Annotated in this window: 11 protein-coding genes; 2 read left to right on the top strand and 9 right to left on the bottom strand. The window is 68.8% G+C overall.

Features of this window, described 5'->3' with window-relative positions; translation table 11 throughout:
• Nucleotides 1-1,218: hypothetical protein (locus HC022_RS10855; RefSeq protein WP_167452438.1), on the top strand; the 1,218-nt coding region annotated here is incomplete at its 5' end.
• 4 nt (nucleotides 1,219-1,222) lie between these two features.
• On the opposite strand, the gene HC022_RS10850 is transcribed toward HC022_RS10855, so the two are convergent.
• The 8 genes from HC022_RS10850 to chvE form a co-directional block, all read right to left on the bottom strand.
• The gene (locus tag HC022_RS10850; RefSeq protein WP_167452437.1) at nucleotides 1,223-2,080 is read right to left on the bottom strand and encodes an SMP-30/gluconolactonase/LRE family protein; all 858 of its coding nucleotides are present in this window, start codon (nucleotides 2,078-2,080) and stop codon (nucleotides 1,223-1,225) included.
• A 23-nt stretch (nucleotides 2,081-2,103) separates the two neighbouring features.
• The gene (locus tag HC022_RS10845) at nucleotides 2,104-3,021 is read right to left on the bottom strand and encodes a dihydrodipicolinate synthase family protein (RefSeq protein ID WP_167452436.1); all 918 of its coding nucleotides are present in this window, start codon (nucleotides 3,019-3,021) and stop codon (nucleotides 2,104-2,106) included.
• 11 nt (nucleotides 3,022-3,032) lie between these two features.
• The gene (locus tag HC022_RS10840; protein ID WP_167452435.1) at nucleotides 3,033-4,022 is read right to left on the bottom strand and encodes an aldose epimerase family protein; all 990 of its coding nucleotides are present in this window, start codon (nucleotides 4,020-4,022) and stop codon (nucleotides 3,033-3,035) included.
• Complete coding sequence (locus HC022_RS10835; RefSeq protein ID WP_167452434.1) at nucleotides 4,019-4,951, bottom strand: Gfo/Idh/MocA family protein; 933 nt, start codon at nucleotides 4,949-4,951, stop codon at nucleotides 4,019-4,021. The genes HC022_RS10840 and HC022_RS10835 overlap by 4 nt, the downstream gene beginning before the upstream one ends.
• Nucleotides 4,951-6,693: an L-arabinonate dehydratase gene (gene araD, locus HC022_RS10830; protein ID WP_167452433.1), complete on the bottom strand. Its 1,743-nt coding sequence runs from the start codon at nucleotides 6,691-6,693 to the stop codon at nucleotides 4,951-4,953. Before araD ends, HC022_RS10835 begins: the two co-directional genes overlap by 1 nt.
• 3 nt (nucleotides 6,694-6,696) lie before the next feature.
• Nucleotides 6,697-7,932, bottom strand: coding sequence for a multiple monosaccharide ABC transporter permease (mmsB, locus tag HC022_RS10825; protein WP_167452432.1), 1,236 nt, complete (start codon nucleotides 7,930-7,932; stop codon nucleotides 6,697-6,699).
• Nucleotides 7,933-7,947: 15 nt separating this feature from the next.
• Nucleotides 7,948-9,468 carry a multiple monosaccharide ABC transporter ATP-binding protein gene (gene mmsA, locus HC022_RS10820; RefSeq protein WP_089963484.1) on the bottom strand — a complete coding sequence of 507 codons (1,521 nt, stop codon included), beginning with the start codon at nucleotides 9,466-9,468 and terminating at the stop codon, nucleotides 7,948-7,950.
• Nucleotides 9,469-9,537: 69 nt separating this feature from the next.
• Complete coding sequence (gene chvE, locus HC022_RS10815; RefSeq protein WP_167452431.1) at nucleotides 9,538-10,593, bottom strand: multiple monosaccharide ABC transporter substrate-binding protein; 1,056 nt, start codon at nucleotides 10,591-10,593, stop codon at nucleotides 9,538-9,540.
• 159 nt (nucleotides 10,594-10,752) lie between these two features.
• Here chvE and HC022_RS10810 point away from each other — a divergent pair, with 159 nt between their 5' ends.
• Nucleotides 10,753-11,670, top strand: coding sequence for a LysR family transcriptional regulator (locus HC022_RS10810; protein WP_089963478.1), 918 nt, complete (start codon nucleotides 10,753-10,755; stop codon nucleotides 11,668-11,670).
• A 76-nt stretch (nucleotides 11,671-11,746) separates the two neighbouring features.
• On the opposite strand, the gene HC022_RS10805 is transcribed toward HC022_RS10810, so the two are convergent.
• A partial coding sequence (locus HC022_RS10805; RefSeq protein WP_167452430.1) for an aminotransferase class III-fold pyridoxal phosphate-dependent enzyme occupies nucleotides 11,747-12,487 on the bottom strand: 741 nt, incomplete at its 5' end.

The following is a 12,487-nucleotide window of genomic DNA, read 5'->3' as shown; positions in this document are numbered from 1 at the left end:
GAGGCGGGGCTCGCCCGGGACGGCGACCCCGAGGCCATGGCCGAGCTGCACTCCTGTCGCGCCGGGCTGCGGCGGATCCGCGGCGACATGAAGGGGGCGCTCGACGATTACCGCGCCGCTCACGGCAAGGCGATCCGCGCCGAGACCCGCGCCGCCATGCTGTGCCGGCAGGCGCTGGTGCTGCACCGGCTGGGACGTGGCGACGAGGCCGACCGCGTGCTCGATGCCGCCGAGGAGATCGCCGACAGCATCGGCCTGACCGGGCTCGGGCGTGCCGAGATCCACGAGCAGCGCGGCAACCGCGCCTTCCTCCGGGGCGAATTGGCCGAATGCCTTGCCCAGCACTGCGCGTCGCTGGCAGCGGCCGAGGCGACCGGCGATCCGCGCGGCATCGCCCGGGGGCATGGCGGCATCGGCGACGCGACCTATGCTGCCGGACGTTTCGCCTCTGCGCACCGGCATTTCTCACGCGCCATCGAGATCGCCGAGGAGGCCGGGCTCGGGCTGGTGCGCGAGGAGTACCTCTTCATGCGGGCCTTCGCGCTCTTCTTCGCGGACCCGGGCCCGCATGCCCACCTGCTCGCCGACATCGCCGTCGACAGCGCCCGGCAGTGCGGGGCGGTGCGTACCGAGCTCATCGCCCGCGAGGTCCGTGCCGAGATGCGGCTGATGAACGGCGATATCGAGGGGCTCGACGAGGATCTTGCCGCCATCGAGGCGCTGACCCCGGGCGAGAGCCGGTTCTCCAAGGACGTGGAGACGCTGAAGGCGTTCAGCGCGTTGCGGGGCGGCGATGCCGAAGCCGCCCGCAGCCGCATCGCGGCGCTGCTGCCCGACGCCGGGACTGACGCCTATGTCGGCGGCACGATCTTCGGTTTCGCCGCGCTGGTGGCCGAGGATCGCGAGGCCCGGGACCAGGAGATCGCCGACGGCCTCGCCTGCCTCGCGCGCGGCTCGCTGGCCCACGCGGTGATCTGGTTTCATGCCTCCGTGCTGGAGCGGGCGATCCTTGACAAAGACCGCGATCTGGCGCGCGTGCACATGGATGCGCTGACCGCCTTTGCCTCGGACGAGCCCATCGGGCTGGTCACCCACTACGTCCGGGCGGTCGAGATGGCGCTCTGGCCGTCGGACCCGCAGGCGCGTTCGGACCTCGTGGACGAGCTTCGCCGCAGATGCCTCAGCGACGTGGCGGCGCTGGTCGAGGCGGTGGTGTGACCCGTCAGGGCAGGAGGACGCGGGGCTCCGGCCGGCCTGCACAGGGCAGGTCGATGGCGTAGACGCAGCCCTGTCCCGCGTCCGGCGCGGTCAGCCCCTCGCGGGCGGTGGTCACGAACATCGTGCGGAACTCCAGGCCGCCGAAGGCCGGGCAGGTGCTCTGGCTGCCCGCCAGCGTGACCTCGAGCCCGGGCTGCCCGTCGGCCCCGTAGCGCGTGACCTTCCCGGCGCCCCATGCGGCATTCCACAGCGTGCCCTCGGCATCGGTCACCGAGCCGTCGGGCCGCAGGCCGCTCGCGCCCGGGTCGGCGAAGAGCGCGGGCTCGCCCGAGGGCCAGCCTTCGGCGTCGAGCGGCTGGCGCCGGATCCGGCCCTCGGGTGTGTCGGCGAAATAGGCGGTGCGTCCGTCCGGGGCGAAGCAGATCGAGTTGGAGACGCTGATCCCGGCCACCAGCTGGCGCAGCTCGCCGCGATACCAGCGGTAGATCGCCCCGGCGCCGGGCTCCGCGCCCTTGCCCATGGTCCCGATCCAGAACCCGCCCATCGGATCGGCGCGCCCGTCGTTCGAGCGGGTGGCCTCGTTTTCCTCCTCGAGCGGCTGCAGCAGCACGCGTTCGCCGCTTTCGATGTCGAAGCGCCAGAGCCCGGTCTCGGAAACCACCAGCAGCGTGTCGCGGTCGACCCAGCCGGCGGCGCTGTGGTGCTCGTCGAAGCGCCACTCGAGCGGCGTGTCTCCGGCGCGCGACAGCAGCCTGCGGCCCGCGATGTCGAACCAGAAGAGCTGCTGCCGCTCAGGGTGCCAGAGCGGCCCCTCGCCAAGTTCGCAGGGGCGGTCGTCGTAGAGGGTTGCACGGTAGGTCATGGGGTGCTCCGGTGGTCTCTCGCCTATTTGCCCCAGTTGAGGGCAATGAGGTCAAGCTCCTGCGAGAGCAACAGCAGCCGCTCGCGCGTGCGCGCGTACATCGGTTTCAGCGGGTGCCGCACATGGTCCGAACCGATCACGCCGCCTTCCTTCATCACCACCTTCGCAGCGCGCAGCCCGCATTGCCGGTTCTCGTGGTTGATGAGCGGAAGGCAGAGCTTCCACTGCGCCAGCGCCGCATCGGTGTCCCCGGCAAGATAGCTGGTGACGATGGGGCGGATCTTCTCGGGCTGCAGCGCCGAGGTCATGGTCCCGGTGCAGCCGGCGTCGAGATCGGCCAGCAGGGTCACCGCCTCCTCGCCGTCGAAGGGGCCGACGATGTGCTCGCCACCCGCCTCGATCAGCGCCGCGAGCTTGTCCGCGGCGAAGGGAGTCTCCATCTTGAAATACGAGACGTTCTCGATCTCGCGGGCCATGCGCGCCAGCAGCGGCACCGACAGGGTCACGCCCGAGAGCGGCGCGTCCTGCACCATGATCGGGATCGAGACCGCGTCCGACACCGCCTGGAAATGCTCGAAGATCCCGGCCTCGGCGGGCACCAGCCCGACACCGTGGTAGGGCGGCATCATCATCAGCATCGCAGCGCCGAGGCTCTCGGCCTCGCGGGCGCGGGCGGTCACGATGGCGGTGGCGAAGGCGCTGATGGTGACGATCACCGGCACGCGCCCGGCGACATGCTCGAGGCTCACCCGGGTCAGCGCGGCGCGCTCCTCGTCCGAGAGCAGGAACTGTTCCGAGTAGTTGGCGAGGATGCAGATCGCGTCCACGCCCTGATCGATCATGCAGTCGAGCACGCGGCACATGCCCTCGGGGTCGATGCGCCCGTCGTCGTGGAACGGGGTGGGGGCGACGGGCAGGATTCCGGTCAGCGGTGTCTTCATCGGGGGCCTCTTCAGTCGATGCGGGTCACGGCGAAGCGTGAGGTTTGTCGGTAGGGCTGGCCGGGGCGCAGCACGACGGGCGGGAAGTCCGGGCGGTTGACCGCATCCGGCCAGCCCTGCGGCTCGATGGCGATGCCGGCGTTGGGGCCATGGGGCGCGCCGCCATGGCCGGGGAAAGGCGCGCTGTCGATCTTGACGCCCGTGTAGACCTGCAGGCCGGGCTCGGTGCTCGAGACCTCGAGCCGGAGCCCGCCTGCCTCGAGCGTGCAGGCGTGGCGCAGGGTACCGCGCTCGGTGCTCAGGCAGAAATTGTGGTCGATCCCCGGGGCGGGCGTGCTCGGCGTGCGGTGGTCGAAGACCGTGCCCGCAACCGGCTGCGGCGCGCCTTCGGGGATCTTGGCGCTATCGACGGGCAGGTAGGTCTCGGCCGCGACCGTGAGCCTGTGCCCGCCAAGGTCGGGCTGGCCGTCGAGCGACCAGTAGCCGTGGAAGGCGGGGGCGAAGACCGTCTCTTGATCGGTGGTCGCGGCGATGTCGAGCGTCAGCGCTCCGCCGTCGCCGAGCGTGTAGCGGGCCTCGACCTCGAGGGAGCCGGGAAAGCCGCCGAGCCCGCCGGGCCTGTGCAGCTCAAGCGTCACCGAGCTGTCGGCGAGATCCACGATCCGCCAGTTGCTGGTGCCGAACCCGTCGGACCCGCCGTGCAGCGTGGTGCGCCCGGCCTCGTTGCGGTCGAGCTCGTGGCGCTGCCCGCCCAGCACCATGCGGCCCCGGGCGATGCGATTGGCCACCGGCCCGACGATGGCGCCGAAATAGCGCATCGGGCCGAGATAGGCGTCGAACGCGTCGCACCCCAGCACAAGCGGCACGCCACCCAGCCGGAAATCGACGAGGCTCGCGCCCCAGAACACCACCCGCGCGGTAACGTCCCCGGCGGCGATCTGCGCGATCTTCACCGGGCTGCCGTCGGGGGCGGTGCCGAAGGGGGCAGGGGCGTCGGTCACGCGGTGTCCCAGTCGAAGGGCGCCGCGGCAACGCGCCGGCCCAGCAGGAAGGCGTCGGCCACGTGGCGCAACGGCGCAAGGTCCATGTTGACCCCGCCCGAGCGCACGAGTTCTGCCATCTGCGCGTAGAGCCTCGGGTATTCGCCCGCGAGCCCCGGCAGGCTCTCGTCCCGTGTGCCGTCGATAGACAACGTGGCGCCGCCGTTCTCCAGCAGCAGGGTGCCGGCGTCGGTCTCGGCCTCGATGCTCCATGTGGGCGGCCCCTGATGCAGCCAGTCGAGCTCCATGCTCACCTCGGCGCCGCCCGGGTGGTGGAAGCGGCAGCTCGCGGTGACGGGGGTCTCGCGGTTCGACGGGAAACGCAGCTCGGCCCCCGTGAGGTGCACGTCGTCGGGCAGGATCTCGGTCAGGATCGACAGCGCGTTGATGCCGGGATCGAAGACGCCGAGCCCGCCGGCCTCGAACACCCAGTCCTGCCCGGGATGCCAGTGCCGGACGTCCTCGAGCCAGGTGATCCGCAGACGGTGCAGCGTCCGCTCCGCCAGCCAGGCCTTGGCCGCGGGCACCTTGTCGGCCTGCCGCGAATGCCACGTGGCGTAGAGCGACACCCGGTGTCGGCGGGCCATCTCTTCGAGCGCGTGGCATTCGCCGAGGGTCGCGCCGGGGGGCTTTTCCAGCATCACGTGACGACCGGACTCGATCGCGGCCCGCGCGTAGTCGAAGCGCGGCACCGGCGGCAGGCAGAGCGAGACCACGCGGATGTCCTGCCGCTCGGCCAGCATCCGGGCGAAATCGTCATAGGCGGGCACGCCCTCGACGCGGCCATGGCGCGAAACCGTGGCGGCGAGCTCCCAGTCGGGGCTCGACGCGATGGCGGGCACGTGCTGGTCCACCGCGATCTTTCCGATGCCGACGAGCGCGATCTCCATCAATGCGAGTCCTTTCCGACCGGGGCGCCCCGGCAGCCCTTGAGGAAGTCGAGATCCGCGCCGGTGTCGGCGCCCTGCACATGGGCCTGGTGCAGCCAGGCATAGCCGCTTTCGGGCTGCTCGTGGTTGGGCCGCCACGCCGCAAGCCGCGCGCTCAGCTCTTCGTCGGGGATGTCGAGATGGATGCGCCGCTCCGCCACGTCGACCTCGATCATGTCGCCCGAGCGCACCACCGCCAGAGGCCCGCCCGCGGCGGCCTCGGGCGAGGTGTGCAGGATCACCGTACCGTAGGCGGTGCCCGACATGCGCGCGTCCGAGATCCGCACCATGTCGGTGATGCCCTTCTTCAGCACCTTCGGCGGCAGGCCCATGTTGCCGACCTCGGCCATGCCCGGATAGCCCTTGGGCCCGCAGTTCCTAAGCACCATGACGCAGGTTTCGTCGATGTCGAGCGCCTCGTCGTTGATCTGCGCCTTGTAGTCGTCGATGTCCTCGAAGACGACGGCGCGGCCCCGGTGCTTCAGCAGGTGCGGCGAGGCGGCTGAGGGCTTCAGAACCGCCCCGTCGGGGGCGAGGTTGCCGCGCAGCACGGCGATGCCACCCTGCTGCGTGAGCGCCTTGTCGAGCGGCAGGATCACGTCCTCGTTCCAGTTGCGGACGCCCTTCACCTCGTCCCAGATGGTCTCGCCCGAGACGGTGAGCGCATCGCGGTTGAGCTGACCGCCCTCGCCGAGCCGCTTCAGCACCACCGGCAGGCCGCCGGCGTAGAAGAACTCTTCCATCAGGTACTTGCCCGAGGGCATCAGGTTCACGATGGTCGCCACGTCACGCCCGCAGCGGTCCCAGTCGTCGAGCGTCAGGTCCACGCCCACCCGGCCCGCGATGGCGAGCAGGTGGATCACCGCGTTGGTCGAGCCGCCGATGGCGCCGTTGCAACGGATGGCGTTCTCGAAGGCCGCCTTGGTCATGATGTCCGAGGGCTTCAGGTCGTCCTTGACCATCTGCACGATGCGTCGCCCCGAAAGCTGGGCCATGACCCGGCGGCGGCTGTCCACCGCCGGGATGGCCGCGTTGCCGGAAAGCGCCATCCCCAGCGCCTCGGCCATCGAGGCCATGGTGCTCGCCGTGCCCATGGTGTTGCAGGTGCCCGACGAACGGCTCATGGATTCCTCGGCCTCGAGGAATTCCTCCTGTGTCATCTCCCCGGCCTTCACCGCCTCGGAGAACTTCCAGAGATGGGTGCCCGAGCCCACGCGCTCTCCCCGGAAATAGCCGTTCAACATCGGCCCGCCGGTCACCACGATGGAGGGCAGGTCGGTCGAGGCCGCGGCCATCAGCAGCGACGGCGTGGTCTTGTCGCAGCCCACCAGCAGCACGGCGCCGTCGATGGGCTGGCCGCGCATCTGTTCCTCGATCGACAGCGCCGCGAGGTTGCGGAACATCATCGCGGTGGGGCGGAAGGTGTTCTCGGAGGCCGAGAACACCGGCACCTCGACCGGGAAGCCGCCGGCCTCCCAGATGCCGGCCTTCACCTTCTCGGCCAGCTCACGGAGGTGGCCATTGCAGGGGGTGAGGTCGGACCACGTGTTGAGGATGCCGATCACCGGGCGCCCGTCGAAGAGGTCGTGCGGGTAGCCTTGGTTCTTCATCCAGCCGCGGTGGTAGATCGTGTCGCGACCATTGCCGCCATACCATTCCTGCGACCGCAGCTTGCGCGGCCAGGGTGCCGGGGAAAACGTCATGGCTCAGCCCTGCTTGCTCTTGTTGTAGACGTCGAAGATCACGGCGGCCAGAAGCACGAGGCCCTTGATCATCTGCTGGTAATCGATGCCGATGCCCATGATCGACATGCCGTTGTTGAGCACGCCCATCAGGAAGGCGCCGACCACGGCGCCGACGATCTTGCCGACGCCGCCGGACATCGAGGCGCCGCCGATGAACACGGCCGCGATCACGTCGAGCTCGAGCGAGAAGCCCGCCTTGGGCGTCGCGGTGTTGAGCCGTGCGGCGAAGACCAGCCCGGCGGCGGCGGCGAGGATGCCCATGTTGACGAAGGCGAGGAAGGTCAGCCGCTCGGTCTTGATGCCCGAGAGCTTGGCGGCCTTCTGGTTGCCGCCGAGGGCATAGATCCGGCGGCCGGTGACCGTGCGCTCGGTGAGGAAGGCGTAGATGATGGTCAGCACGCCCATGGTGATGAGCACGTTGGGCAGGCCGCGGAAGGTGCTGAGCTTGTACATGATGAAGATCAGCGCCGCGCCGATGATGACGTTGCGGGCGATGAAGAAGCTGCGCGGCTCGTCGACGACGCCGTAGGCCTTGTTGCGGGCGCGCTTGCGCATGCCGCCCCAGACGATGATGGCGGCGGCGACGATGCCGGTGATCAGCGCCAGCACGTTGACCTGTCGTGCGTCGAAGACCGGGGCCAGCGCCTGCCCGATGGCGGAGGGGAAGATGTCGGGCACGAAGCCGTTGGCGATGGTCTGGAACTCGCGCGGGAAGGGGCCTACGGACTGGCCTTCGAGCAGCCACAGCGACAGGCCGCGGAACACCAGCATCCCGGCCAGCGTCACGATGAACGAGGGGATCTTCCAGTAGGCGACCCAGTAGCCCTGAGCCGCGCCGATGAGCCCGCCCACCACGAGGCAGATCAGGATCGTCAGCAGCCACGGCAGCCCCATGTTGACGATCAGCACCGCCGCCAGCGCGCCGATGAAGCCCATCACCGAGCCGACGCTGAGGTCGATGTTACCCGAGACGATGACGATCAGCATCCCCAGCGCCATGATGATGATGTAGCTGTTCTGCAGCAGCAGGTTGGTGATGTTGACCGGGCGCAGCAGCGTGCCGCCGGTCACGATCTGGAAGAACACCATGATGGCGATCAGGGCGAAGAGCAGCCCGTATTCCCGCAGGTGGCTGAGCAGGTAGTCCCCGACGCTCTTGGTCGCGGTCTCCCCGCCGGTCTGTTCCGCAAGTGCCATATGCCCCGCTCCTCCCTATTCCGTCACGATGAGCGACATGATGCGCTCCTGGCTGGCCTCTGCCGCGGTGAGCTCACCGACGAGGGCCCCTTCGTTCATCACGTAGATGCGGTCGCACATGCCCAGGAGCTCGGGCATCTCGGACGAGATCATCAGCACCCCTTTCCCCTGTGCCGACAGCTCGTTGATGATGCCGTAGATCTCGAACTTGGCGCCGACGTCGATGCCGCGGGTGGGCTCGTCGAGGATCAGCACCTCGGGCCCGGCGAAGAGCCACTTCGACAGCACCACCTTCTGCTGGTTGCCGCCCGAGAGGTTCATCACCTTCTGGAAGACGCTCGGCGTGCGGATGTTCATCGCCCGTCGGTATTTCTCGGAGACCTCGGTCTCGGCGTTCTCGTTGAGGACCCCGCCCGAGGACACGCCCTGCAGGTTCGCCAGCGTCACGTTGCGCTGGATCGTCTCCTCGAGGATCAGGCCAAGGCTCTTGCGGTCCTCGGTGACGTAGGCGAGGCCCGCGGCGATGGCGCGGTCGACCTTCGAGACGTCGACCTCCTGCCCGCGGATCTTCACCGTGCCAGAGACATTGCGCCCCCATGAGCGGCCAAAGAGGCTCATGGCAAGCTCGGTGCGCCCGGCGCCCATCAGCCCCGCGATGCCCACGACCTCGCCCGCGCGCACGTGCAGGCTGGCCGAGCGGATCACCTGCCGGTCGACGTGCTCGGGGTGCCAGACGTTCCAGTCGCTGACTTCCATCAGCACCTCGCCGGCGCGGCGCTGGCGCTCGGGGTAGCGGTGGGCCATGTCGCGGCCCACCATGTCGCGCACGATGGCGGCCTCGGTGATCGGGTGGCTGCGGGCGTCCATCGTGGACACCGTCGAGCCGTCGCGGATCACGGTCACGGTGTCGGCGACACGCCGCACCTCGTTGAGCTTGTGGCTGATGATGATGCTGGTGACGCCCTGCACCTTCAGCTCGAGCATCAGGTCGAGCAGCGCCTGGCTGTCCGCCTCGGACAGCGCCGCGGTCGGCTCGTCGAGGATCAGCAGCCGGACCTCCTTGGACAGGGCCTTGGCGATCTCGACCAGCTGCTGCTTGCCGACGCCCAGCTTGTCGACCAGTGTCGTCGGGGCCTCGCGCAGGCCGACCTTGCGCAGCAGCGCTTCCGTCCGCTGGAAAGTGCCCTGCCAGTCGATCACGCCGTTGCGGGCGTTCTCGTTGCCGAGAAAGACGTTCTCGGCGATCGACAGCAGCGGCACCAGCGCCAGTTCCTGGTGAATGATGATGATGCCGCGCTTCTCGCTGTCCGAGATGTCGCGGAACTCGGCGAGAGCGCCGTCATAGTGGATCTCGCCGTCGTAGGAGCCCGCCGGGTAGACGCCCGACAGCACCTTCATCAGGGTGGACTTGCCGGCGCCGTTCTCGCCGACCAGCGCGTGGATCTCGCCCTGCCTGACCGTCAGGTTGACCTCGTCGAGCGCCTTGACGCCGGGAAAGGTCTTGGTGATCGCGCGCATTTCGAGAAGTGCGGACATGTCACACCCTTCGCTTGAAAGCGGCCCGCCCGGGTCATGGCCCGGACAGGCCAGGAGGAGCCGGTTGGATTACTTGATCTGGTCCATGCTGTAGTAGCCGCTGTCGATCAGGCGCTCTTCCCAGTTCGCGCCGGTGACGGGCAGCGGCTCGAGCAGGTAGGACGGCACCACCTTGACCCCGTTGTCATAGGTCGAGGTGTCGTTGATCTCGGGCTCGCCATCCTTGAGCAGGGCGTCGACCATGCCGACCGTCACGCCCGCAAGCGACCGGGTGTCCTTGAAGATGGTGGAATACTGCTCGCCCGCGAGGATCGACTTCACCGAGGGCACCTCGGCATCCTGGCCGGTCACGATGGGCATCTTGAGGTCGCCCGAACCGTAGCCCACGCCCTTGAGCGAGGACAGGATGCCGATGGAGAGCCCGTCATAAGGCGACAGCACGCCGTGCACCTCCTGATCGGTGTAGTGGGCCGACAGCAGGTTATCCATGCGCGACTGTGCCACCGCGCCGTCCCAGCGAAGGGTGCCGACGGTGTCCATGCCCATCTGCCCCGAGACGACGTTGACCGAGCCGTCGTCGATCAGCGGCTGCAGCACGCTCATGGCGCCATCGTAGAAGAAGTAGGCGTTGTTGTCGTCCGGCGAACCGCCGAACAGCTCGACGTTCCACGGCTTCACGTCCGGGAACCGTTCCTTGAGTCCGTCGACCAGCGTGGTGGCCTGCTGGACGCCCACCTTGAAGTTGTCGAAGGTGGCGTAATAGTCGACGTTCTCGCTGTCGCGGATCAGCCTGTCATAGGCGATCACCTTGATGCCGCTCGCCGCCGCGTTCTCGAGCGCGTTCGACAGGGTGGTGCCGTCGATGGCGGCGATCACCAGCACGTCCACGCCCTTGGTGATCATGTTTTCGATCTGGGCAAGCTGGTTCGGGATGTCGTCCTCGGCGTATTGCAGGTCGGTCTCGTAGCCGGCTTCCTTGAACTGCTCGACCATCGAGTTGCCGTCGGAAATCCAGCGGGCCGACGACTTGGTCGGCATGGCGATGCCCACGGTGCCATCGGCAAGCGCGGCGGTCGCGAGCAGCGCAACAGCGCTGGCCGAGGCCAGGATTCTCTTGAGATACACGGTATTCCTCCTCTGGATGCGCCAGACGTCTCCCCCGTCGGCGCTGGGTCTCCCTTGCGGGTCCTCCCGAACCCGCTGGAAGGAGTAACAGGGCGTTTACATAACGCTCAATTCGAATTACCGAAAATCTGCATACCTCAGATGATATGTTGTGCCGCCATGGACTTCGCCAACCGTCTCCGGCCTTCCCACCTCGCGCTGCTGATGCGGATTGCCGAGACCGGCCAGCTGCAGCGGGCGGCGCAGATGGCGGCGATGTCGCAGCCTGCCGCGTCGCGCGTGCTGGCCGAGATCGAGGCGCGCGCCGGCGGGGCGCTGTTCGAGCGTCACCCCAAGGGCATGCGCCCGACCGCGCTGGGCGCGCTTTGCATCCGCCACGCCAAGGTGATCCTCGAGGAATACGGCGCGCTCGAGGAAGAGGCGCGGCGTGTGACCTCGGGCGAGACCGGGCGGGTGCGCGTGGGGGCGGTGACTGGCCCCGCGGTGGGGCTGGTGATGCCGGCGGTGCGGCAGGTCCGGGCCGAGGCGCCGGACATCGAGATGACCATCGGAGTCGGCACTTCGAACGAACTGGTGCGCGGGCTGGTCGACGGCCATTACGATTTCATCATCGCGCGCCTGCCGCCCAACCATGACAGCCGCGATTTCCGCCTGCACCCGGCGCGCAACGAGACCGTGTCGCTGCTGGTGAGGCCGCAGCACCCGCTGGCCGGGCGGCGCGAGGTCACGCTGGCAGAGCTGCTCGAGCACGAGTGGGTGGTGCAGGAGCTGCCCTCTCCGATCCGTCAGGCGGTGGAGGCGGCGTTCCATTCGCAGACCCTGGACACGCCACCGCGGGTCACCAATTCCTCGTCGCTGCTGGTGGTGCTGGCGCTGCTCGAGAGCACCGACACCATCGCCCCGCAGACCCGCGAGGTGGCGCAGATGCTGGCGCACGGGGCGCTCGGCGCGAAGCTGGTCGAGCTGCACCTGGCCGAGCCCATCATGGTCTCGCCGTGCTTTATCATCCAGAACCGCTTCCGCCCGCTGCACAGCGCCGCCGAGCGGCTGCTGAGGGCGGTGTTCGACCACCTCTGAGAGCGCGCGAGGCCCCGGAATGCGAAGACGCCGCCCCGGTCTCCCGGAGCGGCGTCGCATTCTCCCCTCGCGGGGATCAGCCGAGAACGGTGGTCAGCGCCGCGTCGATGGTGTCGCTGATGCGGTCGATCTGCTCGGCGCTCACAGTCAGCGCGGGGCTCAGGCAGAGCGTGTTGTTCAGGCCGGGCAGCGAGCGGTTGGTCATGCCGATGATGACGCCGTTGCGGTCGCATTCCGCCACCACCGCCGCGACGGTCTTCTCGTCGAGGGGCGTGCGGTCGCCACGGTCGGCCACCAGCTCGACGCCGCAGAACAGGCCCTTGCCGCGCACGTCGCCGATGGCGGCGTGCTTCTCGCTCAGCGCGTTGAGGTTGTCGAGCAGCCGCGCGCCCATGGCGAGCGTGTTGTCGAGCAGGCCCTCGTCCTCGATGATCCGCATGTTCTCGATGGCCGCGGCCGGACCGGCGGTGCAGCCGCCGAAGGTCGAGATGTCACGGAAGTGGTCGAGCGGGTCGCTGGCGTCGGTCTTGAACAGGTCGAAGACCCGCTCGGAGGTGACGCAGCAGGCAATCGCCGCGTAGCCCGAGGCGACGCCCTTGGCCATGGTCACGAAGTCGGGCTCGATGCCGTAGTTCTGGTAGCCGAACCACGTGCCCGTCCGGCCCAAGCCGCAGACCACCTCGTCGATGTGCAGCAGCACGTCGTGCTTGCGGCAGATCTCCTGCACCCGCTCCCAGTAGCCCGGCGGAGGCGTGATGACGCCACCACCGGCGGTCACCGGCTCGAGGCAGAGCGCGCCCACGGTGTCCGGGCCTTC

This window comes from Salipiger sp. HF18 (assembly GCF_011806505.1).
GTDB lineage: Bacteria > Pseudomonadota > Alphaproteobacteria > Rhodobacterales > Rhodobacteraceae > Salipiger > Salipiger thiooxidans.
The sequence above is the reverse complement of the archived record's forward strand: the minus strand, read 5'-3'. Positions and strand labels throughout refer to the sequence as shown.